This is a genomic window from Desulfobulbus oligotrophicus, from assembly GCF_016446285.1.
Taxonomy (GTDB): Bacteria; Desulfobacterota; Desulfobulbia; order Desulfobulbales; family Desulfobulbaceae; genus Desulfobulbus; species Desulfobulbus oligotrophicus.
Map to the genome: position 1 here is coordinate 2,291,253 of NZ_CP054140.1, position 24,356 is coordinate 2,315,608.

General features: G+C 47.7%; 25 protein-coding genes. 12 read left to right on the forward strand and 13 right to left on the reverse strand.

Annotation, left to right across the window (positions count from 1 at the left end):
* Positions 1-284 precede the first annotated feature (284 nt).
* Positions 285-974 carry a FadR/GntR family transcriptional regulator gene (locus HP555_RS10400; RefSeq protein ID WP_199262205.1) on the forward strand — a complete coding sequence of 230 codons (690 nt, stop codon included), beginning with the start codon at positions 285-287 and terminating at the stop codon, positions 972-974.
* An 81-nt stretch (positions 975-1,055) separates the two neighbouring features.
* Complete coding sequence (locus tag HP555_RS10405) at positions 1,056-1,859, forward strand: sulfite exporter TauE/SafE family protein (protein ID WP_199262207.1); 804 nt, start codon at positions 1,056-1,058, stop codon at positions 1,857-1,859.
* 212 nt (positions 1,860-2,071) lie between these two features.
* Here HP555_RS10405 and malQ read toward each other — a convergent pair whose 3' ends face one another.
* Complete coding sequence (malQ, locus tag HP555_RS10410; RefSeq protein ID WP_199262208.1) at positions 2,072-3,649, reverse strand: 4-alpha-glucanotransferase; 1,578 nt, start codon at positions 3,647-3,649, stop codon at positions 2,072-2,074.
* A 191-nt stretch (positions 3,650-3,840) separates the two neighbouring features.
* Between malQ and HP555_RS10415 the strand changes: the two genes are divergently transcribed.
* The 9 genes from HP555_RS10415 to HP555_RS10455 all read left to right on the forward strand — a co-directional run bounded on the left by HP555_RS10415 (position 3,841) and on the right by HP555_RS10455 (position 12,500).
* Complete coding sequence (locus HP555_RS10415; protein WP_199262210.1) at positions 3,841-5,160, forward strand: sigma-70 family RNA polymerase sigma factor; 1,320 nt, start codon at positions 3,841-3,843, stop codon at positions 5,158-5,160.
* Positions 5,161-5,248: 88 nt separating this feature from the next.
* Entirely contained in the window at positions 5,249-6,343 is a 1,095-nt protein-coding gene (gene mqnE / locus HP555_RS10420; RefSeq protein WP_199262212.1) for an aminofutalosine synthase MqnE, read from the forward strand.
* On the forward strand, positions 6,343-7,410 hold the full coding sequence (gene mqnC, locus HP555_RS10425; RefSeq protein WP_199262214.1) for a cyclic dehypoxanthinyl futalosine synthase: 1,068 nt from the start codon (positions 6,343-6,345) through the stop codon (positions 7,408-7,410). The genes mqnE and mqnC overlap by 1 nt, the downstream gene beginning before the upstream one ends.
* Positions 7,407-8,633 (forward strand): amidohydrolase family protein, encoded by a 1,227-nt coding sequence (locus HP555_RS10430; RefSeq protein ID WP_199262223.1) that lies wholly within the window; start codon positions 7,407-7,409, stop codon positions 8,631-8,633. The genes mqnC and HP555_RS10430 overlap by 4 nt, the downstream gene beginning before the upstream one ends.
* An 11-nt stretch (positions 8,634-8,644) precedes the next feature.
* On the forward strand, positions 8,645-9,469 hold the full coding sequence (locus HP555_RS10435; RefSeq protein ID WP_199262225.1) for a menaquinone biosynthetic enzyme MqnA/MqnD family protein: 825 nt from the start codon (positions 8,645-8,647) through the stop codon (positions 9,467-9,469).
* 26 nt (positions 9,470-9,495) lie between these two features.
* Positions 9,496-10,221: a ubiquinone/menaquinone biosynthesis methyltransferase gene (locus HP555_RS10440; protein ID WP_233249146.1), complete on the forward strand. Its 726-nt coding sequence runs from the start codon at positions 9,496-9,498 to the stop codon at positions 10,219-10,221.
* A complete protein-coding gene (locus HP555_RS10445) occupies positions 10,218-10,799 on the forward strand; it encodes a UbiX family flavin prenyltransferase (protein WP_199262227.1) in 582 nt (193 codons plus the stop codon). The genes HP555_RS10440 and HP555_RS10445 overlap by 4 nt, the downstream gene beginning before the upstream one ends.
* Before the next feature lie 2 nt (positions 10,800-10,801).
* Positions 10,802-11,656, forward strand: a complete 855-nt coding sequence (locus HP555_RS10450; RefSeq protein ID WP_199262229.1) for a UbiA-like polyprenyltransferase — start codon at positions 10,802-10,804, stop codon at positions 11,654-11,656.
* A 4-nt stretch (positions 11,657-11,660) separates the two neighbouring features.
* Positions 11,661-12,500 (forward strand): DUF3108 domain-containing protein, encoded by an 840-nt coding sequence (locus HP555_RS10455; RefSeq protein WP_199262230.1) that lies wholly within the window; start codon positions 11,661-11,663, stop codon positions 12,498-12,500.
* Between the two features lie 22 nt (positions 12,501-12,522).
* Here HP555_RS10455 and HP555_RS10460 read toward each other — a convergent pair whose 3' ends face one another.
* Positions 12,523-12,921 (reverse strand): Hsp20/alpha crystallin family protein, encoded by a 399-nt coding sequence (locus HP555_RS10460; RefSeq protein ID WP_199262232.1) that lies wholly within the window; start codon positions 12,919-12,921, stop codon positions 12,523-12,525.
* Between the two features lie 10 nt (positions 12,922-12,931).
* Positions 12,932-13,390: an Hsp20/alpha crystallin family protein gene (locus tag HP555_RS10465; protein ID WP_199262234.1), complete on the reverse strand. Its 459-nt coding sequence runs from the start codon at positions 13,388-13,390 to the stop codon at positions 12,932-12,934.
* Positions 13,391-13,525: 135 nt separating this feature from the next.
* Here HP555_RS10465 and HP555_RS10470 point away from each other — a divergent pair, with 135 nt between their 5' ends.
* Positions 13,526-14,416, forward strand: coding sequence for a phosphoribosylaminoimidazolesuccinocarboxamide synthase (locus HP555_RS10470; protein WP_199262236.1), 891 nt, complete (start codon positions 13,526-13,528; stop codon positions 14,414-14,416).
* Positions 14,417-14,422: 6 nt separating this feature from the next.
* Here HP555_RS10470 and HP555_RS10475 read toward each other — a convergent pair whose 3' ends face one another.
* From HP555_RS10475 to cimA, 10 genes are all read right to left on the reverse strand, one after another.
* Entirely contained in the window at positions 14,423-14,692 is a 270-nt protein-coding gene (locus tag HP555_RS10475) for an RNA-binding S4 domain-containing protein (protein ID WP_199262238.1), read from the reverse strand.
* Between the two features lie 93 nt (positions 14,693-14,785).
* Positions 14,786-15,655: a radical SAM protein gene (locus HP555_RS10480; RefSeq protein ID WP_199262240.1), complete on the reverse strand. Its 870-nt coding sequence runs from the start codon at positions 15,653-15,655 to the stop codon at positions 14,786-14,788.
* Positions 15,656-15,692: 37 nt separating this feature from the next.
* Entirely contained in the window at positions 15,693-16,349 is a 657-nt protein-coding gene (locus tag HP555_RS10485; protein ID WP_199262242.1) for a histidinol phosphate phosphatase domain-containing protein, read from the reverse strand.
* Between the two features lie 25 nt (positions 16,350-16,374).
* The gene (gene miaB / locus HP555_RS10490) at positions 16,375-17,724 is read right to left on the reverse strand and encodes a tRNA (N6-isopentenyl adenosine(37)-C2)-methylthiotransferase MiaB (RefSeq protein WP_199262244.1); all 1,350 of its coding nucleotides are present in this window, start codon (positions 17,722-17,724) and stop codon (positions 16,375-16,377) included.
* A gap of 8 nt (positions 17,725-17,732) precedes the next feature.
* On the reverse strand, positions 17,733-17,969 hold the full coding sequence (locus HP555_RS10495; protein ID WP_199262246.1) for a DUF4911 domain-containing protein: 237 nt from the start codon (positions 17,967-17,969) through the stop codon (positions 17,733-17,735).
* Positions 17,970-18,012: 43 nt separating this feature from the next.
* The gene (purB, locus tag HP555_RS10500; protein WP_199262248.1) at positions 18,013-19,455 is read right to left on the reverse strand and encodes an adenylosuccinate lyase; all 1,443 of its coding nucleotides are present in this window, start codon (positions 19,453-19,455) and stop codon (positions 18,013-18,015) included.
* A 118-nt stretch (positions 19,456-19,573) separates the two neighbouring features.
* The gene (gene recJ, locus HP555_RS10505) at positions 19,574-21,241 is read right to left on the reverse strand and encodes a single-stranded-DNA-specific exonuclease RecJ (protein ID WP_233249303.1); all 1,668 of its coding nucleotides are present in this window, start codon (positions 21,239-21,241) and stop codon (positions 19,574-19,576) included.
* A 92-nt stretch (positions 21,242-21,333) separates the two neighbouring features.
* On the reverse strand, positions 21,334-22,269 hold the full coding sequence (gene miaA, locus HP555_RS10510; protein ID WP_199262252.1) for a tRNA (adenosine(37)-N6)-dimethylallyltransferase MiaA: 936 nt from the start codon (positions 22,267-22,269) through the stop codon (positions 21,334-21,336).
* 8 nt (positions 22,270-22,277) lie between these two features.
* Positions 22,278-22,778, reverse strand: coding sequence for a ComEA family DNA-binding protein (locus HP555_RS10515; RefSeq protein WP_199262254.1), 501 nt, complete (start codon positions 22,776-22,778; stop codon positions 22,278-22,280).
* The gene (cimA, locus tag HP555_RS10520; RefSeq protein ID WP_199262256.1) at positions 22,759-24,354 is read right to left on the reverse strand and encodes a citramalate synthase; all 1,596 of its coding nucleotides are present in this window, start codon (positions 24,352-24,354) and stop codon (positions 22,759-22,761) included. Before cimA ends, HP555_RS10515 begins: the two co-directional genes overlap by 20 nt.
* Positions 24,355-24,356 lie beyond the last annotated feature (2 nt).

The following is a 24,356-nucleotide window of genomic DNA, read 5'->3' on the forward strand; positions in this document are numbered from 1 at the left end:
TCGGGGGAAAAGCACTCTGGATAACGTGCTTAAAAAGGCAACTGCTGGTGCAGGATGAACATATAACTGCCCACTATAGAGGATTTCCCGGTATATGGCAATTATGTGCAGATCTGTGTCCTGTGTCTCATATACATACTTCACAGCGTTTTTTCATAAAGCTACAATGAATCTTCTCTTATGGTTAACCATATATATTATCGTTTTTATATCATTTACTTTGACAAATAATCATTTATCAGGTAATGGTTAACCAATTTTAAATGGTATGGCCCTGTTATGGTATGAGGAAAAGAGCGAAGAAACACAACTATACTGTCATCATTGAACGTATCCGGGAGATGGTTCGTGAAAATGGTTTGCAGCCGGGTGACCGCTTACCCCCGGAGCGCGTTCTGGCTGCGGCTTTTCATGTATCTCGCGGCAGCCTGCGGCAGGCATTGCAAGCCCTTGCTGAGCGCCATATTGTAGAAAGTCGGCAGGGACAGGGGACCTATCTGTTGGCAGATTTTGACTCTGTGCTTCCCGGGGACGCTATTTTGGAAAAAGTGAGTGAACACGACAATGTTCTTCACGATATCTTTGAATTCAGACGTATTATTGAACCTGAAATAGCCGCTCTTGCCGCTCAACGAGCCAATGTTGCGACACTGAATCAGCTGAAGGTGCTAGTCTACGATCAACAGCGTGCCTTGTTCAACAATAACGAGGTCGACCAATTTGACACACAATTTCATCAGCTTCTGGTTGCCATGACCGGTAACAGTGTCATTGCCCAGGTTATGCAGGCCATTCAGGCAATCGTTGATACGAGTCGTGCTCCCTGGTTGCAAAGTCGTAAACGTCGGCAAATGTCAATCGAAGGCCACTTGCGTATTATTGATGCGTTGGAGAAAAAAGAAAGTGATGGTGCCCGTCGGGCCATGCAACAGCATCTGGCTGCTGTAGAGCAGTTTATTTTTGATAACCAGTAAAACAGCAGGGGATACGAGACGGTATCTCTGTATAAGAAGCTGCAACTATAGATCAATAAACGACAAAAAAAGGAGAGCGGCATGTCGTTGGAACTTATTGTGATGTACATAGTGGTGGGATTGATCGCCGGTGTGCTTGCCGGACTGCTCGGCGTGGGCGGTGGGGTGGTCATTGTGCCGATGCTGGTGTTTTGTTTTGTTAAACAGGGCATTCAGCCCGATCAGATCATGCACCTGGCTCTCGGTACTTCGTTGGCCTCGATTATTTTTACCTCCATATCCAGTTTCATGTCCCATCATCGCCGTGGCGCGGTGGAGTGGCGTATTGTAAAACAGATTGTTCCGGGTATTTTGATCGGTACCTTTGCAGGAACTTTTATTGCCGCACAGTTGTCCACAAACTTTCTCAAAGCCTTTTTCTGCGTCTTTCTCTATGCAGTTGCCACGCAGATGCTTCTGAACAAAAAACCAACGTCAACCCGGGAACTCCCCGGATCAACGGGCATGTTTGGTGTGGGATCAACAATCGGTGTGGTTTCTGCACTTGTGGGCATCGGCGGTGGTTCGTTGTCGGTTCCCTTCATGATCTGGTGCAATGTGCCGGCCCATAGGGCCATTGGGACCTCAGCGGCCATTGGTTTTCCAATAGCCGTTGCCGGCGCAGCGGGGTACATCATCAATAACCTGCAGGCAAGTGGCCTTCCTGCATACAGTTTTGGGTATGTTTACCTGCCTGCTCTGGTGGCTATTGTTTGCTTCAGTGTATTGACCGCCCCTCTGGGAGCCAGGCTCGCCCATGCGCTACCGGTTGATAAGTTGAAAAAGATTTTCGCGATATTCCTCTACGCTGTTGCCACCCGGATGGTCTGGAGTCTGATAGCCTGATGTGTTCGTTGTTGCTGTGCATACTCCTCATTTCCATGTACACAGCCAGAAACACATCGGTTAACATCTGACAGGGAATTTTTGCATCAACAGTAAATGTCCAACAGAAAGCATTGATGGCAGATTCCTGTCTTAGAGCTTAAATCTAAGGTAACCCATGCATCTTGCCGGAAACCACAAAAAAGAAAACAGACTGGCAATGGCGAAGCACTTTAAACATTTGGTGTATCCGCCGGCTTGGGTTTGTTTGCAGGTATACGTCCAAAGACAGTGGTGATATCCAGCAGCCATGATGCCACCGCGTCATTGATAAATCTTTGTGCACAACGCCATTGCCAGTTATTCTCTACTGTACCGGGGGTGTTGAGGCGGCAGTCATTGCCAAATCCGAGTACATCCTGCATCGGCAGGATAACCAGGTTTGCCGGAGATCCCATGGCCAGGTGGATCATGTCCTGGTGAAAAGAGCCGGCATGATCGTCAAATCGATTAGCAAAACGTTTAGCCCTTTGTTTGCTGCTTTCAGGAACTTCAGGGTTGAGATACCAGCCGACGGCAGTGTCATTATCATGGGTACCAGTATAGACAACACTGTTTTTTTCTATGTTATAGGGAAGATAACTGTTTTCCGGATCACCATCAAAGGCAAAGAGTAAAATTTTCATTCCCGGATAACTGAGGTTGTCACGAAGCTCGATCACATCTGGAGTAATGCTTCCCAGGTCTTCAGCTATAACCGACATCCCGTCAATCCGCTGTTGCATGGCTTCAAAAAATGCCTGGCCCGGACCTGGTTGCCAACTCCCGTTTAATGCTGTGGGCTCGTGTGCAGGTACAGCCCAATACGCTGCAAATCCACGGAAATGATCGATTCTCAATGTGTCGACAAAACTGAAGTTGTGACGCAACCGCTGTTCCCACCAACCCCACAACCTGGCGACAAGAGAACGGTCATTGCTCTCCCACTGATATAAAGGATTTCCCCATCGTTGCCCGGTTTCGCTGAAGTAATCAGGTGGCACACCGGCCACAGAGGTTGGCTGACATGTTTCACGGTCAAGCTGAAACAGCTCCTGGTGACTCCAGACATCGGCACTGTCAAGGGCAACATAAATAGGCAGATCACCTATCAGACGAATGCCTTCAGAGGTCGCATAGTCGCGGAGCTGTTGCCATTGGTTCCCAAAAAGATACTGCTCAAAGATAAGGTAATCGATGCTGCCTTTATATGCGTGGTCAATCTTGGCAAGTTCTTTGGATGAGCGGTGTCGAAACTGGTCCGGCCACATGAACCACGGTGTGTCTCCCAAGTACCTTTTGAGTGTCAGAAACAAGCCGTAATCATGACACCATGGATGGTTTTCCGTGAACTCCTCTAAGCGGGTTCGATTGGAAGGGGTGTTGATAAATCGTTCCCAGGCCAGGGCGAGAAGTTGTTTTTTGTATTGAGCAACGTTTTCATACTGAACAGTATATTCTGAAAAACGTGGTGGGTTGATTTCATCCTCCCGGAGCAACCCTGCCTGAACCAACAGGTCAATGCTGATGAGCAGTGGAGAGCAGGCAAAAGCAGAGGGGCTCATGTACGGCGAATTGCCCAGCAGTGGACTGGTCGGCCCAGCCGGTAGAATCTGCCACCAGCTTTGACCGCTTTGTTTGAGAAAATCGATGAATGTATACGCTGGTAAACCGATGTCGCCGATCCCATGTTTTCCGGGCAAAGAGAAAAGAGGTAGCAGTATTCCACTTGATCTTTGTTGAAGAATGTTTACGTGTGATTGATCAGTCATACCTGTGTCCCAATGTAAAATAAGCCGTTTTTGGTGTGATTTTTTTTCTACCCCAACCCTGTCATGCTATAACAGGTACTTCTACTTAAATACACTCATCAGTTGCTTTTTTGCTCGAAAAGAGTATCGTATAATATTTATTTTATCTCATAAAACTATCCTGTGCTTTTACACAAGAAAGGAGATGGCAGGTGCTTTCTGGTATAAAAAATGATCTTCTTGAAGCCGGTAAAGATGAAGGCTGCATCACCTTCCAACATTTAAACGAACTACTGCCTGACCAGATTAAGGACCCTGGTGCAATTGAAGAGCTCTTTGATTTTCTTGGAGAAAACAATATAGAGATTGTTACCCAGGAAGAGTCAGGAAAAAGAAAAACTCTTTCCGGCGAAGAGTGGACCGGAAAAAAAATAGACGAAGAAGAGGTTGTTGTTGATGCTTTACCCGACAGTGAAGAGCACGAGTCGGAGGAAACCACTACAACCTATCTGCGTGAAATGGGGCAGTTTGATCTGCTGACCCCGGAAGAAGAGGCAAAATATTCCAAAACCATCCGCGAAGGATTTAACGCCATAATTGAGGCTATCCGGGAGGACGCCTCAGACGCAACAGAGATTAAGATGCTCATCGAACGGATTGATCTCTGGCATCGGCGCGATCCCACTTTAAAGCCGAAGAAGCAACAGTTGAACTACATGCGGCACTGCGTGAGCAATGCTAATCGTAAGTACCCGGAAAAAAGGGAGTTGCTTGAACTGGTCACTAAAGTCGAAGCGTACAATCGATCGATTGATTTTGCAAAAGACTCGATGATTCGTGCCAATCTGAGGCTGGTTGTCTCTATTGCCAAACGATATATGCATCAGGGTTTGACGCTGGCCGACCTTATTCAGGAAGGCAATCTTGGTCTGATGAGGGCTGTTTTCCGGTTTGATTATAAAAAAGGGAATAAATTTTCCACCTATGCCTCCTGGTGGATACGCCAGGCGATCACCAGAGCTATTCTCGACAAAACCAGAACTATCCGATTGCCTGTGCATTTTTTAGAGCTGCGCAGTCAATTTTTTAAGGCCTTTTATTCGTTATTAAAAGAGTTAGGGCGCGAACCGACGCCGGTTGAGATTTCGAAAATAACCGATTTGCCAATGGACAAGATCCTGGCAATTCTTGAGGCCTCCAGGGAACCTATTTCACTGGAAACCCCTGTAGGCGACGATGATTCAACACTTGGTGATTTTCTTGAAAATCAGGAGTCGGAATCACCCTATGATGCTGTGCAGAACAGAGAGTTGGCTCATAGGGTAACGGAAGTTTTGTCCACTCTGACCGATAGAGAGGAAAGGATCATCAGGTTACGGTTTGGTATTGGTGAGAAGGCTGAGTATACTCTCGAGGAGATCGGTAAGCAGTTCAATGTTTCTCGAGAGCGGATTCGACAGATTGAAAAGAAAGCGCTCAATCGGTTACGGCACTCAAGCCGACGTGAAAAACTCCGTTATTTCCTGGATTAACAACCAATCTTTAAAGTAGACTTAAGCCCCTTTCTTTCAAAGCATAAGGGGCTTCTTTTTTTCTAATAGAGCCCATAGCCCTCTTATTATGGATACATATATTGAACAGGCAGGATTGAAATCAATCCTGCAAAAGGTCCGAGCAGGTGAACGTCTGACCATTGAAGATGGACGATCTCTCTATAATCATCCGAATATACTCGCAGTTGGTTACTTGGCCAATATCGTACGAGAACAAAAAAACGGCAACCAGGCATTTTTTATCTACAACCAGCACATCAATTATTCAAATATCTGTACTAATCTCTGTAAATTCTGTGCCTTTGGTAAAGAAAAAGGAGATGCTCTTGCCTATGAGATGAGCGTTGAAGAAATCAAGGCAAAGGTCAGAGAAAGGCTGGATGAGCCCATCAATGAGATTCATATGGTGGGCGGTATCCATCCGGATCTTCCCTTTTCATACTATCTTGATGCCTTGCGCGGTATCAAGGAGGTAAGACCAGATGTTCATATCCAGGCTTTTACCTGTGTTGAGATTCATCATCTCGCTCAGTTGGCCGGTCAGTCAGTGCAACAGACCTTAAACGATCTGGTTGACGCCGGACTTGGCTCTCTGCCGGGTGGTGGCGCTGAGGTGTTTAGCCCTCGCATCCGCCAGGCCACCTGTGAAAGAAAGCTTCCGGGAACAGGCTGGCTTGAAGTCGCTAAAATTGCCCATCAGCAGGGATTACGCACGAACGCCACCATGTTGTATGGTCACATTGAAACCATTGATGAACGCCTGGAACACCTTGATGCCCTGCGCCGCACTCAAGATGAAACCGGTGGGTTTCTTGCCTTCATTCCTCTGGCCTTTCATCCCAAAAATACCCAGCTAACGGAACATTCCGGTACCACAGGGATCAATGATCTGAAAAATATAGCTGTCAGTCGGTTGATGCTGGACAATTTTCCTCATATCAAAGCCTACTGGGTGATGATTGGCCCTAAGTTGGCCCAGGTGGCACTTTCCTTTGGGGCTGATGACATGGATGGGACAGTCAAAGAGGAGGTGATCACCCATATGGCCGGCGCTGAAACTGCCCAGGCATTAGGGCACAAAACTCTGATTCGACTTATTCAAGAGGCCGGCCGGCAGCCGGTACAACGAGATACCCTTTACAACATCCTGGCAACCTACTGATGACTCTTCAGAAAATCATCGCCACCATTGAAGATGGTGAGCGTTTAACAGGGTCTGATTTTCTTCAGCTTGAACAGAAAGCAAGCGTCCATCAACTTGCTTTTCTGGCGCATGCAGTTCGAATGCGCTTACATCCTGCTCCAACCGTGACCTATGTTATTGACCGAAACATCAACTACACAGATATCTGTATCTCTGCCTGTAAGTTTTGTGCTTTTTTTAAAAGTCCGGAACAAAACAACGGACAGGTGTTATCGCAAGAGACCTTAGCTCAGAAAATAGCTGAAACCCAGAATGTCGGCGGCACGCAGATCCTGCTCCAGGGCGGGTTGCATCCGGATAAGCCTCTGGAGTTTTATGAGGACATGCTTCGGTTTATAAAGACAACCGGCATCCATATTCACGGATTCTCTCCACCGGAAATCGTCCACTTCAGCAAGCTGTCGGGTTTAACCATCAGAAAGGTCCTGCAGCGACTGATAGCTGCCGGCCTTGATTCCATCCCCGGTGGTGGTGCGGAAATTTTAAATAATCGGGTGCGTAAAGAGTTGGCGCCAAACAAATGTGATGCCGACCAGTGGATCGAAGTGATGGATACTGCGCATCATCTTGGTCTCCGCACGACTGCTACCATGATGTTTGGTCATATCGAGACTGTAGAGGAGCGGCTTGAACACCTTCAGAGGGTTCGGGATCTTCAGGATCGGACCGGCGGTTTTACAGCCTTTATTCCCTGGCCTTTTCAACCGGATCATACCCCATTGGCTGCTGCACGTAAGATCGAGAAAACAACGGCTATCAACTACCTCCGTATGCTGGCTCTGAGCCGGATTTTTCTGGACAATGTTCCTAACGTACAGGCGTCCTGGGTAACCCAGGGCCCGAAAATAGCACAGTTGTCTCTTTTTTTCGGTGCCAATGATTTTGGTTCAACCATGATAGAAGAAAATGTGGTGGCTGCAACCGGGGTACGGTTTCGTCTTTCTGAAGCAACAATCAGACAACTGATAACAGATGCCGGTTTTCAACCCCAACAGCGGTTGATGGATTACACACCAGTCCAATGACTGTTGACAGACCAACTATCCATACGGCCGACTGGGTCGTTCCGGTCAGTTGTCCGCCACTGAAAAACGGCGGTATCGTCCTCATCGAGAAGACTATAGCAGCAGTTGGTGAGGCAGCCCGACTGCAGCAGCTGTATCCGGGAGCTCAGATAAAAGATCATCCGCAGTCTCTTCTGACCCCGGCTCTGGTTAACGGGCATATTCATCTCGAACTTTCCCATTTACAGGCGTTGACAAAGACGTCGCCTGTCACGAGTTTCACCGGATGGATCACCGACCTGCTTGCCTTGCGTGACGAACTGGGAGCGGACGGTGAATCTGTCAGATCGGTGGCGCAGGAAACAGCCATTACCCAGTACCGGCTTGGTGTTGAAGTGATAGTTGATGTCGGCAACACCATGATTGGCCACAACCTGTTGGAAATCTTCCCGGGGACGCTGCTCCCGTTTAAGGAATATCTGGGGCTTGCTGCATCTACATTTGAGAAAACACACCACCGCCTGCAGCAAGAACCAGCCTCAGTTCGCTGTTCAGCACATGCCCCATATTCAACGCATCCTCGTTTACTCCAACGTATAAAGGCAAGGGCAAACGAACTTGGACATATTTTCCCCATTCATGTGGCAGAACCGGTTGCTGAAGGAGAGATGATCCGGGAGGGGAGGGGGGAGATGGTTGATTTCATTCGTCAGCGTGGCTTCTGGGACCATTCATTTCAGCCGAGAGGACAAGGTGGTTCCATCAACTATCTGTATGATCTCGGTGTGCTGGATGAGCAGACGTTATGTGTGCATTCGATTCACGTATCGGATGAGGAGATGCATATATTTGCCGGCCAGGGCGTTAAGATCTGCCTGTGTCCAGGGAGTAATCAGTTTTTGCATACCGGCACAGCTCCACTGCCACGTTACCTAGACCATGGCATCCTGCCTGCACTTGGTACAGATAGTCTGGCCAGTAACCCTGCCCTCTCTCTCTGGCGAGAGATGAGGATTCTTGCGCAGACATTTCCTGAAGTTGAACACGCTGCTCTTTTCCGCATGGCCACCCTGGGTGGAGCTGAAGCCGTGGGAATGGCTCGTTATTTCGGATCTCTGGAGCCGGGAAAAAGTGGCAATGTGTTAAAGATCCCTCTGCGTGAAGAGCTGACCACCGCAGAGCAGGTGTATCACCATTTGGTGCAAAAGGGGGAGGAAGTGCCTCCTCAACGATTGATACAGTGAGGCGTAAACATATGATACGGATTGGCATGGTGAACTACATCAATACAGCGCCGATTTATGAAGTGTGGAAAGAGCGCACAATGCCTGCTGAATGGGTCATGGTTGAAGGGCAGCCGAGTCAGTTGAATACCATGTTGGCCAATGATCAGATTGATATGGGGTTTGTCTCATCCTATGCCTATGCCATTCAGCCCGAACGGTATCAGATTCTGGCGGATCTGTCTATCAGCGCCACCGGGCCGGTTGGTTCAGTGTTTCTTTTTTCACATCTTCCTCCGGAAGAGCTTGACGGCAAATTAGTTAAATTAACCGCCCAATCCGATACATCCATCCGACTGGTCATGATCATCCTTGAAGAGTTTTATGGGGTGAAACCACGGTATGAAACAGGTGAGGTGTATGGCCCAACAGTGCAGAAAGACAAGGTAAGCGCTGTTTTGGCCATCGGTGATGATGCTCTTCGTCTTCGTGCAGAGAAGCAGTATCCCCTGCATCTTGATTTAGGTGAGATGTGGCATAAGCGGACAGGCTTGCCATTTGTGTTTTCAGTCTGCGCTGTTCGCGAGGCCTTTCTTCGTGAACAGCCTGCAGCTGCTCGGGCTATCCGCAAAGCTTTGGTTGACTGTCGGCAGCAGGGAACTGTACAGATGGCAGATATTTGTGAGAGAGTGGCCCGGCGTATTCCCATGGACTGTGAGACGTGCTCCCGGTATCTTATGGGCATAGAACATGATCTTTCAGCGGTGAAGTTGCAGGCACTCGAACAGTTTTTTCAATATATGGTTGATCGCGGTGAAGTTCCTGCCAGTGCTTTACCTCTGAAAATTTTTGAATAATCTTTGATACAAGTTTACAGCACACTATGCCCCGGATGGACAATGAATCTCCAGAGGATAAAAAACAGTTTGTCAAAACTAAATTCGCTGCAATCAGCGGTCGGTACGACCTTCTCAACTCTCTGTTATCTTTACAGATTGATCGATACTGGCGATGGCGGACCACACGTTTGCTGCGATCTTTTCCTGATGGCTGGATCCTTGATCTCTGCGCCGGAACCCTGCCGCTCTCCCTTGAGCTAACGCGGCAATCTTCACAAAGATCTGTGTTAGCCGTTGATTTTTGTGAGGATATGGTACGGTCAGGTATTGCAAGCCTGCCCAACGATGATCGGGCAGGCCGTATTTTTCCAACTTGTGGTGATGGCGAGCTCATCCCTGCACCAGCCAATGTTTTCTGGGGATGCACGGTTGCCTTTGGTGTGCGTAACCTTGCCAATGTCATTCAGGGATTACGGGAAATGCACCGTGTTCTGAAGCCTGGTGGTAAACTGCTTATTCTGGAGTTCTCTCGCCCGACCAATGTGGTGATTAAACCGATATATACTTTTTATTTAAACAGGGTCCTGCCCGCAGTGGCTGGTTTAATTTCCGGTGATAAAGAGGCGTATCAGTATCTTGCCTCTTCAATCGCAGCTTTTTATGAGCCGCAAGAGTTGTTAGCCATGATGCGGGAAGCCGGCTTTGTGCAGATAGAAAGAAAACCCCTTACCTTTGGTATTGTTTCAATTTATATAGGGGTCAAAGAATGACCGCAGATAAACGTCCACGCATCATTCTCGGCATTACCGGTGCAACCGGTATGCTGTACCTACCGCCGTTTTTGCGGTTATTAGCTGCGCAACAGGTGGAAGTACACGGCATTGTTTCTGAGGCCGGCCGTAAAGTGTTGCAGTTTGAGCTCGGAGTGCAGCCTGAACATCTAGCGCCGGTGTCCCGGTGGTTTAGCCACGATGATTTTTTTGCTCCTCCGGCATCCGGCTCCTCTCTGTATGATGCCATGGTTGTTTTACCATGCAGTATGGGCAGCCTGGCAGCCATTGCAAGAGGATACTGTGCAAACTTATTGCACCGTTGTGCAGATGTCACCCTCAAGGAACGGCGACCTCTGCTGCTGGCCGTACGGGAAACCCCATTGAACCGGACCCATCTCAGCAATATGCTGGCCGCTCACGATGCCGGCGCTACAATCTGTCCGCCCATGCCGTCGTTTTATCATTCCCCCCAAACTCTTGAAGATCTGGCCAGACACTTCGGAGCCCGACTCTGTGATCTTCTTGGTGTTTCTGTTGATGAAACTGAAGTAAAACGCTGGGCTCAAGAGGGATGAATATGTGGAGAAAAATTGTCATTCTGCTTGAGATGATCAAGTTCGAGCATACTGTTTTTGCCATGCCTTTTGCACTGATGGGCGCCTTTCTTGCCCAACGTGGTATGCCCACCTTGTATACATTTTTCTGGGTTATTGCGGCAATGGTTGGTGCCCGGACCTGTGCCATGGGGTTTAATCGAATAGTCGACCGACGTTTTGATGCTGCCAACCCCAGGACCGCTGACCGAGCATTGCCGGCAGGGCAGGTGAGTCTTTCTGCATCGTGGGCGATGGTCACCTTGGCAGGAACACTGTTTTTTTTCGCCTGTTTTATGCTCAACCCACTGGCCCTGGCCATAGCACCTTTTGCACTGGGGCTGACTTTATTCTACTCGTTAACCAAACGTTTCACCTGGTTATGCCATGTCGTGCTCGGTGTTGCACTTGCCTTTTCACCGCTGGGCGGCTGGATTGCCGTTGCCGCGAGCTTTGATGCTTACCCATGGGTACTTTCCCTTGGAGTACTCTTTTGGGTAGCTGGTTTTGATTGTATCTACGCCTGCCTTGATACGGAATTTGATCGGAAAACAGGGCTGTTCTCAATGCCGGCAATTTTCGGTCGGCGGAACAGCTTTCGCATCGCAGTCATCTTTCATGCTTTTGCCTTTCTCCTCTTCACACTGGTCGGCATGCAGATGCAATTAAACTTCTGGTATTATTCCGGCATTATCATTACAGGTTTTGCCTTATTTTATCAGCATCTTATTGTTAATCCCAGGGATCTGACGCGTATTCAGCAATCTTTTTTTTCAATGAACGGTCTGATTGCCTTAACCCTCTTTTTTGCCACCTGGTTATCGCTGGCGACTGATTGACGGCATGAGACCACGAACGTTTTTGCTGTTAACAGTCCTCGCGCTGACGACTTTTAGCGCGATAAAAGAAGGGGCGGCTCAAGAATATCAGCCTCCACCGGCACAGATCGATCAGAATATTTTAGCTGTTATTTTTTCTGGAGATGAGATGTTGCGTTATGCTGTCACCTGGGGCGGGGGGGTTAAAATCGGTGACATCAAGATGACGATTCAACGGGATTCAACGAAAGCAGACATCTTTAATATATCAGCACATATTACGGATACCGGTCCACTGAAAATGCTGTATCCCGTTAATGACACCTTTGCATGTCTGGTTTCAGGGCCCATGAAATTACCCTACCAGTACACGGTTCATCAAAAGGAAGGTTTTGGTCGCGAGATACACAGATTCACACGGTATGATCAAGCAAACCATCTGGTCTGGTATCGGAAAAACAAGCAGGATGAACAGAGAATTGAGATAACCGGACCAACGTATAACGAATTTGCTGCGTTCGTCATTACCCGATCCCTCGCATTTACCGAGGGAGAATCAATTATTGTTCCAACCTTTGCCGATAAAAAACGACATGAGGTTAAAGTCACTGTTGTGGGGAAAGAGAAACGGCGAACTCGGTTTGGTTCTAAAAACACTTTGGTGGTACAACCACAGATGCCGTTTAAAGGGCTGTATGAAAAGAGCGGTAATACAACGCTCTGGCTCACCGACGATCGATGCCGGATACCGCTTGAAATTCATTCTAAAATAGTGATCGGTTCTTTGGTTGCGGAATTGGTGGGATATACCAACCCCGCTTGTCCTGATTTTACGCGCACCCTGTCAGATGAACAGATTCAATAGCAAAACTCTCCACAAAATGCAATCAGCCAATCTGAACTTCAATTTTTCTGGGTTGCAGTGGTTGGATCTTTGGCAGTCGTACCGTAAGAACACCATCGGTTAAGGAAGCTGCAATACGTTCTTGATCAATGGTTTCAGCAACTGTAAAGCGACGCAGATAATGACCGGTTTCATATTCTTCAAGAATAAGACGGCCGGATTGCGCAGGGGGAAGTCGACGGCCCTGGATGGTAAGGATGCTGTCCTCAAGGGAAAGGTCGAGGTCATCCGTAACTACTCCCGGCATATCTGCAATAACTATAACTTCTTGATCTGTTTCGTAAATATCAACGTGCGGCGCAAAGTAAAGCTCATTTTTTGTCTGTTCACCGCTGAGTTGTGCAGCTTTTTTTTCTTGAATTTTCAGTTCCTGTTCAGTCATGATAACCTCTCTACTCTGCATTGACTTTAATTTGACGTGGCGTAGCAGCGGATGCCTTGAACAGAGTAATGGTGAGGATGCCGTTTGCAAGGCGAGCATCGACTTGTTCCGGATCAACTTTGACGGGTAATGCTATGGATCGACTAAAACTTCCTGCTTCAATTTCTCGGCGGTGATACGAGATCCCGCTCTCACTCTGGCGGCGGTCTCGTTTACCTTGCAAAGTGAGCGTGTCACCCTCCAGGGAAAGATCAAGGTTGTCCACCTTTACACCTGGTAATTCGGCGGTTATTACCAGACGATCAGTCGCCTCATACATGTTGAGGGCAGGGTAGACATTGGCTAATCCTTGCCCCTTTCCTCTTTCGATATATGTTCGGGAAAGTTCATCAAGCCCTTGGCGAATGCGTTCAAATTCAGCCCATGGATTACGAAAGGGTGGGCGATCGGTAAAACGTACAAATGTCATGATATACACCTCTGTAACGGGGTTGTGAATGTAATGGTTGTTGTCAGACAAGGTAAGATCCGGACTGTGCTTGTCAAGAAACATGCTGGGACAGGAAAGAATAGGTTTAATGGGTCAATAAAAAAGGAGTGCTATATGGATGCGGCTATCATAACAACCGAATGTCCGGATTTAACTTTGATACACCGGGGTAAGGTGCGGGATATGTACGAGATTCCCGGCCATGCAGACAAACTGCTGATGGTGGCAACGGATCGGATCTCAGCCTATGATGTGGTGATGGCGGAGCCGATTCCGGGAAAAGGGAAGATCCTCACCGCCATCTCTTTGTTTTGGTTCAGGTTGCTCAGCGACATTGTTCCCAACCACCTGATCAGTGCTGAAATCAGCGAGTTTCCAGCAGTATGTCAGCAGTATAAAACGCAGTTAGAGGGGCGCTCCATGCTGGTCAAACGGACCCGGGTTGTGCCCGTCGAATGCATTGTTCGAGGGTATTTGAGCGGCTCGTTCTGGAGTGCCTACCAAAAAAACACCACGGTCTGTGGATTTGAGTTGCCGGCAGGCATGCGTGAGTCCGAACAGTTCTCTGAGCCGTTGTTTACGCCTTCAACAAAGGCTGATCAAGGACTGCATGATGAAAACATATCACTGGCACAGATGCGGCAGTTGATTGGCGATACTTTAACCGAGCAGATGGCTGATGTGAGTGTTCAGCTCTATCAACGTGCCGCTGAATATGCCCGTACAAAAGGCATAATCATTGCTGATACGAAATTTGAAATGGGGCTGGACGGTGATACGCTCACCTTGGTTGATGAGGTGCTGACACCGGATTCCTCACGATTCTGGCCACTTGATCAGTATACACCGGGAAAAGGACAGCCGAGTTTTGATAAACAGTTCCTGCGAGATTTTCTCTCTTCTCTGCAGTGGAATAAACAACCACCACCACCGGCAATCCCTGCTGACATTCTGGAGAAAACAAAAAATCGTTATCAGGAGGCCCAGGACAGGTTAACTCGCTGACCATGCTCAATCCTCCTGTTCAACAAGGCCTTTTTGAGCAGAACAGGAGGATGAAGTGGTGATGTGCAAAGTGACACCATCGAAATCAACCGTATCTCCAGGATAGAGCTTGCGACGTTTGCGGATTTCCTTGGAGCCGTTCACCAGGGCTGTGCCTTGACTGATAAGAAATCTTGCTTCACCACCACTGGCCACCATATTTTCCCGTTTGAGCAGTTTGTCCAGTTCGATATACGATGTGGTAATTGTCACTAAACGATGGTTTTCTTGTTGCATAGTATATACGATGAAAGGGACTCAACCGGGGATAGCAGGGGGCAGGGATGATAGGTTACCTTGTTTGTATGACGGTGCGCATGCAAAGCAAGGTTACAGAGCCCGCATGTACTCAGGCTTAAGTGGCCTGTCACCAGCAAGCGCCTGGTCGATCAGTTGTAAGGTTGCTGTATACTCTTCAGGTAGTTTGGCGCGAATGGGGAGGTAGTTCGAGGCATGGTTTGCATGGAACAGGCCGTTGGTGAGGTGAGTGTTGGCAATCATCGTGCGCAATTCCTGTAAGATTACCAAAGGTTCGGGAACAACAAACTCACCTGCCTGAATCTGGGCAGAGAGAGGCGTTCCCGGTTCAACCATAAGACTCAGTGCCCCGACATATTCAGGATCCAGAGCTGTAAGCGCTTTCCCTGTTGCCACGGCATGGGCCGGCGAATCTTCCTTGCCGGCAATACCCAAGAGCACGGTTATGGACAACGGAATACCGGCTGCCTTCACCTTGTGTCCCATGGCGATCATCTCTTCTGCAGTCATACCTTTGCACATCTGTTGCAAGGTGTCGTTGTTGCCACTCTCCAATCCCATATAGATAATACCCAGGCCCAGATCACGAAGTATGCGCAGTTCTTCAACTGTTTTTGTTCGTAGGTTTTTACCGTTCGCGTAGAGACCGACCCTTTCAACTCGCGGCAGTTTTTCCTTGATCTGCTTGAGAATAGTCTGCAGTTTGGCAAAAGGTAAAATCAGGGCATCACCATCACATAAAAACAAACGTCTGGCATACGACATGTTGCGGGCAGCATAGTCGATATCAGCATAAATGATATCGTCAGGAACGAGAGTAAAACGTTTGTCTTTATACATTCCACAGAAGGTGCATCTGTTGTGCGAGCAACCTGTTGTGACCTGTAATAAAATACTGTTGGCCTCACTGGGGGGGCGATAAATGGTTCCTTGATAGTGCATAGTTTCCTAAATGAAAAAGTTACCGAGAGCAGCCGGTTCAGGTGAGGGGTTTTAACTGGTGAACAAAAACCGCCATGTCGTGCCTGATTTGCAGATAACGTTCCCGGCTTAATCCCGCACCTAAGCCAACCCGCTCGGCCATCTCCGGTGTTAAAAAATCGCCTGGTGCATGCGCATCGGCATTAATCGCTAATTGAGCACCGGTCCGTTCCGCCATTTTAGCGACATGGCCATTGGTGAGACTGTGACCTCTTCGTCCCGACAGCTCAAGGAAGATATTATTTTTAGCGGCCAACTGAGCCTCCTCCTCAGTAATAAAACCGGGATGGGCTAAAAGATCGATATCGGCCTCCAGGGCTGCACGATTTGTGCCTGGAGCGACAGGTTCAACGGGAGATTCACCGTGGACAACCACCAATTGTGCACCAAGTTCCCGAGACTGTGCAGCAAGCGGAGCGATAAGGGGTGGCGGTACATGTGTAAGTTCAACCCCGACGATCAGTTGTGTACGGTTGACGGGGTTCATGTCTTTGGCGGCTCGTAACAGAGCTGGTATCAGGATGGAAATATTTGAAGAATCGGCATGGTCAGTGATTGCTATAGCAGTGTAGCCAAGGGTTTCAACGCGTCGTACATGTTCGGCAGGTACCAGCGCGCCATCACTGAAGAAAGAATGAGAATGTAGATCGATCATAGTATTTAAATAAGTAGTAATTTTGCTATTCAGAAAGTCGACCTTTCAACGAATGATTACCCGCATGTTCGATAATCACCAGGGCAAGGTCTCCAGGGAGTAAGGAGTCAACATTTCCTGCAGCATGGACCATATGGTTGGTGGCGGTGCGTCCTTTAATTTCTCCGTCCAGTATCGATTCAATCATAATCTCAACTGTTTTTTCTAAGTATTCTCTGTTCCGTTGTAAACTGATTTTGTTTTGCTCCTTCTGGAAAGTGGCGAGGCGTTTGGATTTTATTTCTTCCGGGATCTTGTCTGTAAAACTTGTGGATCGTGTGTGAGGGCGATCTGAATATTTAAAGGAGAAGGAGCCATGGAACCGGACTTCTTGCAAGAGACGCATTGTCGCGGCAAAATCTACATCAGTCTCGCCGGGAAATCCGACAATCACATCTGTTGCCAAGGCGATATCCGGACGATACTGTCTAAGCCTGGCAACTTTTTGAAGATAACTCTCTACAGTGTACTTGCGGTTCATACGTTGTAAAATTTTGTCGGACCCTGATTGGACCGGCAGATGAAAGTGCGGGCAAAGATTTTCCAGTTCTGCAAAACATTGCATCAGTTCTTCTGACAGATCCTTGGGGTGCGAGGTGGTAAAACGAAGCCTTTGCAAACCTTGCACAGCCGATACCTTGCGCAAAAGCTGCGGAAAGGAGACCGGCCTTGGATCCACTGTGTTGGTGGCGCCATACGAGTTGACGTTTTGTCCCAGCAGGGTAATCTCCCGCACCCCTTGTTCAACAAGAAGCTCTACCTCTTCCAGAATATCACGTACAGACCGGCTGATCTCCCTGCCTCTTGTTGTCGGAACAACACAGTAACTGCAAAAATTATCACACCCCTGCATGATTGTGACAAACTGCTTAAATCCAGGCGTGATCGCGGTTTTTTCGTTGTTAACAAGCAGTTTCTGAAAAGGGGGGATTGAAAAAGATGACTCCATATTGGTGGCAATCTCTTTTTGGGTCATCCCGCTTAACAGACGATCGAGCATTGCAGGTAAGCGATAAATTTGCTGAGTACCGACAATTAAATCGACATGGGGCATGCGTGATCGGAGATGTTCACCTTCCTGCTGGGCAACACAACCGATCACACCAACAACTAAAGAGGGATTTTTCTTTTTTTCTTCACGCAGTGAACCAATCAGACTGAAGGCCTTTTGTTCCGCTTTTTCTCTGATACTACAGGTATTAACCAGAATAAGATCAGCCTCCTCCTGCACAGAGGTCGTTGCAAATCCTTCTTGAGCAAGCAGTTGTGCAATGACCTCTGAGTCTCGCTCATTCATCTGACAGCCAAAGGTTTTAATGTATAATTTTCTGCTCATTAAGACTATTATCCCGTTGATTTCGGATGAATGTCGGTACGATCGGGCGTCAGAGTTTCAGCCAGTGCCTCTAAAAGCCGCATGGTTTTCATATAATGACAATCAAAGGTCTGAATACTGACCAAGCCGATTTCAGCAGTAATGGTGGAAAGGATGGCCAAGCCGTCATATCCCTCTAGTATAAATCTCAACCAGCTGATCTTACAGGGTTTAATTAAAAGAGGGTAGGTGATAAGTTTAGGCATTGAGTGCAAGAAAACAGTGAACAAGGTTTACTGATACAACAGATTAAACGGCTATAGTCGCGTCAATATCTTTAATTATGTGTTTGTATTTTTCAAGTATGGGGTCAACGTACTGTTGAAGAAACTCCACTGTTTGCATTGCTGCTCGACCGGTAAACGCTTGATAATCACCCAAAAGAGCATCAAGTTCCTGTTGGCTGAAGGGGACACGGTCATCTTGCGCAAGCAGTTCAAGCAGGTTATTGGCAAGGCCCTCGTGTTTAACCGCAAAACCAGCGGCTACAGAATACTCTCGTATTATTTCATGCATCTCCTGCCGGCTTTTTCCACGCTCCACACAGGCCATGAGAATTTTTTCAGTGGCCATAAAGGGGAGTTCTTCTTTTAGATGTTTCTCTATTTGTTTCGGATAAACAACCATTTTACTGGTAATATTCATATAAATCTTCAAAATTGCGTCTGTCAGTAGAAAGGCCTGCGGAATATCCATCCGGCGAATAGCTGAATCATCCAGGGTTCGCTCAAACCACTGATTAGCGGCGGTGGCAGCAAAGTTGCCTGGTAATCCCATCAGTTTTCGAGCCAAGCCTGTCATACGTTCTGCTCGCATCGGGTTACGCTTGTATGCCATTGCCGAGCTGCCCACCTGTTTACTCTCAAACGGTTCTTCCTGTTCTTTCAAATTGGACAGTAAGCGTAAATCAACAGCAAATTTGTGAGCGGAAGCTCCGATCCCCGATAAAGTTTCAGCTGTTTTCATATCAAGTTTACGGGGATACGTTTGTCCGGTTACGGCAAAGGTCTGGGTAAAACCAATTTTTTGAGCAACTAACTGATCGAGTTGGCGAACCTTTTCATGATCACCGTTAAAAAGTTCTATGAACGTAGCCTGTGTACCGACAGTTCCCTTGGCGCCACGTGCTTTTATGTGATTTTCAAGTTGTTCAAGATAATCAAGATCCATGAGAAGGTCTTGTATGTACAGTGTGTTGCGTTTGCCAACAGTCGTCGGTTGAGCCGGCTGGTAATGGGTGTAGCCAAGAGTGGCCATGTCTTTATGCGTTACACTGAAATGGGCTAAATTGGAGATAACCTTGATCAGGGCTTTTTTAATGAGCTGCAGGGCCTGTTTCTGGATAAACAGATCGGTGTTACAGACGACAAACTGTGAAGTCGCACCCAGATGAATAATTGGTTCAGCCAAGGGACACTGCTGACCGTAGGCATATACGTGCGCCATGACATCATGACGAATTTCACGTTCCTTGGCAGTGGCCACCTCGAAGTTGATATTATCAATGTTTGCTTTCAATTCTGCAACCATCTCTGCTGTCACAGCAGGTAATCCAAGTTCGTACTGGGCTTCAGCCAGAGCGGTCCAACATTTTCGCCAGTGGGTGAATTTATAACGTTCTGAAAACAGTTCCTGCATCTCACGACTGGTATAACGAGAAACAAGGGGTTCTTGATAGATATCACGGTTCATGTAGATTCTCACAAGTAAAGATAGATATTGGAAGAAACGAGAAAATGAAGAGTTTGTCTCGTCAGGCGGCAGCCTGTTGTAGATATTTCAAATGTCGCATAATATATATTATGTTAAATTAAGTAGAGCTATCGCGATCAGGTCGGTGCAGCTCCAATGCCTGAATCTGAGTGCGCTCGACACCTTTAAACCAGGAACGTTTTAAATGGAAAATAAGATTGGCTCGTTGCGGACAATCAAAGAACTCTTCCGCAAGATTAAAGCCAATACCTGGCAGCACGCCCTCCCCTCCTTGCAGCTGAAATAAGAGGTGACCATTCCGTGACCTTGTCCGTAACAGATGTTGTTCAGCCAGAAGTAAACACGGTTCATGATTGCCTTCCCCAAATGGTTGCATCATCTGCAGTGCGTTGGCAAAAGAAGTAGAGAGCATATTGGCATTAGGCAGAAAGTAATCAACTGTTGTATGAACTCTGTTCTCTATCATTAAAATCATACGTTTGATTTGCTCATCAAAGTCTCTTTTGAATTGAGATAGATTCTCTCTACGTACTGATAAGCCGACTGCCATTGCATGTCCACCGAACTGTTCTATCGACGCTGCACACTCTTCCAGAGCGTGGTACAGATTGATACCTTGAATTGATCGTCCGGATCCACGCAGTACAGATGCATTCTGGACATCATCTGAGAACACCAGCACCGGCCTGCCGCAACGATCAACCAGTCGTGAAGCTAAAATTCCCAGCACACCGACATGGCAATCAGGATGATACAGTATGATACTGGAGCTTTGTGCGGAAAGTTGTTCTTGATAGTTCTCTTGTAAAACCGCTAAAGCTGAAGCTTCTAACTGTTTCCTTGCCAGGTTCATGGTCTCCAGTTGTTCAGCCAGCATCTGTGCATTTGTTGCTGTTTCAGCAAGAAGTAATTCTACACCCTTTGACGGATTGCCTAACCGGCCACCTGCATTCATTCTTGGGGCCAGGCGGAAAGAGATGTCTTCCGACAGCGCTTCCCTGCCAGTCAACCCGCTTTTTCGACACAAAAAATCCACACCTAACCGATGCTTTGACGATATAACTTCAAGCCCGGATCGAACTAAAATACGATTCACCCCCTGCAAAGGTACAACATCAGCCACTGTACCAAGAGCAACAAAATCAAGGTACTTCTTCAGATTGAGTGACAGGCCCATGGCTCTTCGTAAAGCGATGAGCAGAAAGAAAGCAACCCCTACTCCTGACAGAAATGAGCAAGGAAAGGTGCATCCTGGTTGCTTAGGGTTGAGAATAGCATCGGCAAGAGGTAGTTGTTCCGGAGCTTCATGATGATCAGTTATAACAACCCGAAGACCCTGGTGCCGGGCGTATCCAACTTCTTCAACAGCTGTAATGCCACAGTCAACCGAAATGAGTACTCCACCCTGCCCTGGACATTGGGCGAGCAATCGATCTATGGACGCAAAAGAAAGTCCATAAGCTTCCTTGAGCCTGTTGGGTATATAGTAATAAGCCCTTTGCCCGATTTCGGTGAAAAAAGAGATTAAAAGCGCGGTGGCGCTGATACCGTCAACATCATAGTCTCCATGGATGAAAATCGGCTGCTGTTCATTGCACGCATTTATTATGCACGTAACTGCCTTGTCCATATCTTTCATCCTGTCCGGGGATGGGAGCATCGATAGATGAGGATACAGAAACTCCTGCGCCTGGTCGAGTGTTGTGATGCCTCGACTGTGCAGCAGCTCACCGACTGGTTCGGGAATACCAAACTCTTTAGTCATCAACCTGCCAAAGGTTCGTTCTTCAGATGTGCGCTGACAAAGCAGAGTATATTTAAAAGAAAAACGATTCACACTCTATATCCACCGGGAGTTTATTGCAGGAAGGCATTAATAGCTGAAAAAATTTCATTCGTTTTTTTATTGGAATACCATTGCACCTGCTGCTGGCGTCGGAACCAGGTGAGTTGTCTTTTCGCATAGCGCCTGGTATCCCGAACCAGGGTCGCGGTGGCTGTTTCCCAATCACAGGTCCTGTTAATAACAGCTATCATATGTCGATAACCAATTGATTGCATTGATGGAAGGTGCGCTTCATACCCCTGTTTGAGAAGCCAGGACACCTCTTCCAGAAAGGCGTCTCCCATCATAGCAACTGAACGCTGGTGAATGCGGTTATAGAGCAGTTCCCGATCACAGGTCAAGCCCAAGATCAGTAGTCGGGAAAATAAGGGTCGGGGCACTTGTTGTTGTCGGTGCAAATGCGATGACCATGGGATGCCCGTAGCATGATAAATTTCCAGGGCACGAATTAAACGCTGGGTATCATTTTTGTGAATACGCTGACTGCTGATTGGATCAACTGCACATAGCTCAGCATAAAGCGCTTCCCTACCCTGTTCAGCCAGTCTGTGTAAAAGCGAGGCCCGAACTTCAGGAGAAACTTTAACAGTGTCGAACAGTCCATTGAGTAATGAGGAAAGATAGAGCCCTGTCCCGCCGGTTATAAAGGGTATCTTCCCATGAGCATGGATATGTTTGATGGCCTTTCTGGCATCAGTTACAAATCTGGCTGCATTGTACTGCTCATCAGGATCAACAATATCGATCAGGTGATGAGTAACTTGCCGGCGTTCCTCATTACTCGCCTTGGCGGTCCCGATATCCATGTAGCGATAGATCTGCATCGAATCCATGGAAACAATTTCAGCCTGGATCCGATCAGCAATTTCAAGTGACAGCGCTGTCTTACCGATGGCTGTCGGGCCGATCAGGACGACAATCGGTTTTTGAATGGAAGATGATAGCATTGCTGATCTTATTCAAAGCTGATGAATGGTGAGAGACGCTGCAAGATTATCGGCCCGATGCCTGGGACCTCAAGCAAATCCTCCGGACCTGTGAATCGCCCTTTTGTTGATCGTGTCGTTACGATAGCAGCGGCAAGACGCGGTCCGATTCCGGGAAGCATTTTTAAGTCCTGTTCCTGACATGTGTTCACGGGCAAAGGTTGGTTAAAAAACAAGGCAAATGCTGGTGGGATTTTCTCTTGTCCGTTTATTTTCTGCTGATGAACCAACGTACTGTCTGCTGCCCTGTCTTGCACAACAAGGCAATACCTGGTGCTGACGACCTGCCATGCACTGTTGTCATCTTGAGGTGCCCACGTATACTGGTGTTTTGGTGGTGATTCTGCATGTTGTACTAGCAAAGGTAAACCAACCATGAAGCATCCCAAAACAAAAAGGACAAGCGTTTGCTTGTCCCTGTTTGACGAGTTGGTACCTGAACCGGCCCTGTCAGTGGTTATTTTTTTCATCCTTGATCAACTTATAATTGATACTGTCAACCAAAGCCAGCCAGCTCGCTTCAATAATGTTTACAGAAACCCCCACGGTTCCCCAGCTCTTTTCCAGATCCTTAGTCTCCACCAGTACTCGGACCTTTGCACCGGTACCGTGTTCGCCGGTCAGAACCCGCACCTTGTAATCAACAAGCTCCATATCTTCAAGACCCGGGTAAAAACGGGTCAGTGCTTTACGCAGGGCTCGGTCAAGGGCATTGACAGGACCATCGCCCATTGAGGCAGTATGTACCTCTTTACCGTCAACGTAAAGTCGGATAGTGGCTTCGGTAACAGGGGGGTGTTGATCAAAGGTATGGTGAATAACCCGGAAAGTTTCAAGTTGAAAAAAATCGCGATGAAGTCCCATAGTCCGACGCATCAACAATTCGAAACTGGCTTCAGCCGCCTCAAATTGATAACCTGAATTTTCCAGCCGTTTAAGTTCAGCTACAATCGAAGCTACCATCGCGTCATCCTGATGGACGTCCAGGCCATATTTCTGTGCCTTCAGCAAGATGTTTGCTTTACCGGATTGATCAGAGACCAGAACCCGACGAATGTTGCCGACCTTTTCAGGAGCAATATGCTCATACGTCATTGGGTTGCGTTGTACGGCACTGATATGCACGCCACCTTTATGGGCAAAGGCTGATTCGCCGACATAGGGTTGATATCGATTATGTGGCAAGTTAGCCAGTTCGTTGACCATCCGGGCAGTGGTATACAACTGGTCAATACGTTTGCCGACCTTACACTCCAGTCCCATTTTAAAAATCAATGCCGGGATAATAGACGTCAGGTTGGCATTGCCGCAACGTTCGCCAAACCCGTTGATTGTCCCTTGTACGTGATTCGCCCCAAGATGAACACCCATCAAAGCATTGGCAACAGCGGTTTCCGAATCATTATGTGCATGAATACCAAGTCTGATCGCACGTGCTCCCTGTTCAGAACAGAACTGCTGTACGCGCTGCATGATCTCCGGGATTTCATGAGGGAGCGTTCCACCATTGGTGTCGCAGAGGACAACAGTCTCTGCTCCGCCTTTTATTGCTTTGCCGATGGTTGCCAGACAGTACTCCCGGTTATTCTTAAACCCATCGAAAAAATGCTCCGCATCATAGATCAGATGTTGCACCCTGGGACGCAGGTAGGCGAGAGAATCTTCGATAATCTTCAAATTATCTTCAAGTTCAATCCGTAACGCATCGATTACATGAATATCCCAGCTTTTCCCGAATATGGTTATTGCCGGTGTCTTGGCCGCCAGCAGTGCCTGTATGTTACCATCCGCTTCCGGAGGTTTCTGAAAATGTCGAGTTGAGCCAAAGGCCGTTAGTTTTGCATGTTGAAGCTCAACATTCCGCATGCGCTCAAAAAATGCAACTGCCAGCGGATTCGATCCAGGCCAGCCACCCTCAATAAAATCAATACCAATCCGATCCAGCTGGCGACAGACTTTGATCTTGTCATCTACTGAGAGATTAAAGTTTTCAGCCTGAGTCCCGTCCCGCAGTGTGGTGTCGTAAAGTTGAATAACTCTGGCCATAC

Bases quoted from the DNA above. Each gene is read 5' to 3' on its own strand.
- HP555_RS10400 (WP_199262205.1), top strand. From the start codon at position 285: ATGAGGAAAAGAGCGAAGAAACACAACTATACTGTCATCATTGAACGT.
- HP555_RS10405 (WP_199262207.1), top strand. From the start codon at position 1,056: ATGTCGTTGGAACTTATTGTGATGTACATAGTGGTGGGATTGATCGCC.
- malQ (WP_199262208.1), bottom strand. From the start codon at position 3,649: ATGACTGATCAATCACACGTAAACATTCTTCAACAAAGATCAAGTGGA.
- mqnE (WP_199262212.1), top strand. From the start codon at position 5,249: ATGGATACATATATTGAACAGGCAGGATTGAAATCAATCCTGCAAAAG.
- mqnC (WP_199262214.1), top strand. From the start codon at position 6,343: ATGACTCTTCAGAAAATCATCGCCACCATTGAAGATGGTGAGCGTTTA.
- HP555_RS10430 (WP_199262223.1), top strand. From the start codon at position 7,407: ATGACTGTTGACAGACCAACTATCCATACGGCCGACTGGGTCGTTCCG.
- HP555_RS10435 (WP_199262225.1), top strand. From the start codon at position 8,645: ATGATACGGATTGGCATGGTGAACTACATCAATACAGCGCCGATTTAT.
- HP555_RS10440 (WP_233249146.1), top strand. From the start codon at position 9,496: ATGCCCCGGATGGACAATGAATCTCCAGAGGATAAAAAACAGTTTGTC.
- HP555_RS10445 (WP_199262227.1), top strand. From the start codon at position 10,218: ATGACCGCAGATAAACGTCCACGCATCATTCTCGGCATTACCGGTGCA.
- HP555_RS10450 (WP_199262229.1), top strand. From the start codon at position 10,802: ATGTGGAGAAAAATTGTCATTCTGCTTGAGATGATCAAGTTCGAGCAT.
- HP555_RS10455 (WP_199262230.1), top strand. From the start codon at position 11,661: ATGAGACCACGAACGTTTTTGCTGTTAACAGTCCTCGCGCTGACGACT.
- HP555_RS10460 (WP_199262232.1), bottom strand. From the start codon at position 12,921: ATGACTGAACAGGAACTGAAAATTCAAGAAAAAAAAGCTGCACAACTC.
- HP555_RS10465 (WP_199262234.1), bottom strand. From the start codon at position 13,390: ATGACATTTGTACGTTTTACCGATCGCCCACCCTTTCGTAATCCATGG.
- HP555_RS10470 (WP_199262236.1), top strand. From the start codon at position 13,526: ATGGATGCGGCTATCATAACAACCGAATGTCCGGATTTAACTTTGATA.
- HP555_RS10475 (WP_199262238.1), bottom strand. From the start codon at position 14,692: ATGCAACAAGAAAACCATCGTTTAGTGACAATTACCACATCGTATATC.
- HP555_RS10480 (WP_199262240.1), bottom strand. From the start codon at position 15,655: ATGCACTATCAAGGAACCATTTATCGCCCCCCCAGTGAGGCCAACAGT.
- HP555_RS10485 (WP_199262242.1), bottom strand. From the start codon at position 16,349: ATGATCGATCTACATTCTCATTCTTTCTTCAGTGATGGCGCGCTGGTA.
- miaB (WP_199262244.1), bottom strand. From the start codon at position 17,724: ATGAGCAGAAAATTATACATTAAAACCTTTGGCTGTCAGATGAATGAG.
- HP555_RS10495 (WP_199262246.1), bottom strand. From the start codon at position 17,969: ATGCCTAAACTTATCACCTACCCTCTTTTAATTAAACCCTGTAAGATC.
- purB (WP_199262248.1), bottom strand. From the start codon at position 19,455: ATGAACCGTGATATCTATCAAGAACCCCTTGTTTCTCGTTATACCAGT.
- recJ (WP_233249303.1), bottom strand. From the start codon at position 21,241: ATGACTAAAGAGTTTGGTATTCCCGAACCAGTCGGTGAGCTGCTGCAC.
- miaA (WP_199262252.1), bottom strand. From the start codon at position 22,269: ATGCTATCATCTTCCATTCAAAAACCGATTGTCGTCCTGATCGGCCCG.
- HP555_RS10515 (WP_199262254.1), bottom strand. From the start codon at position 22,778: ATGAAAAAAATAACCACTGACAGGGCCGGTTCAGGTACCAACTCGTCA.
- cimA (WP_199262256.1), bottom strand. From the start codon at position 24,354: ATGGCCAGAGTTATTCAACTTTACGACACCACACTGCGGGACGGGACT.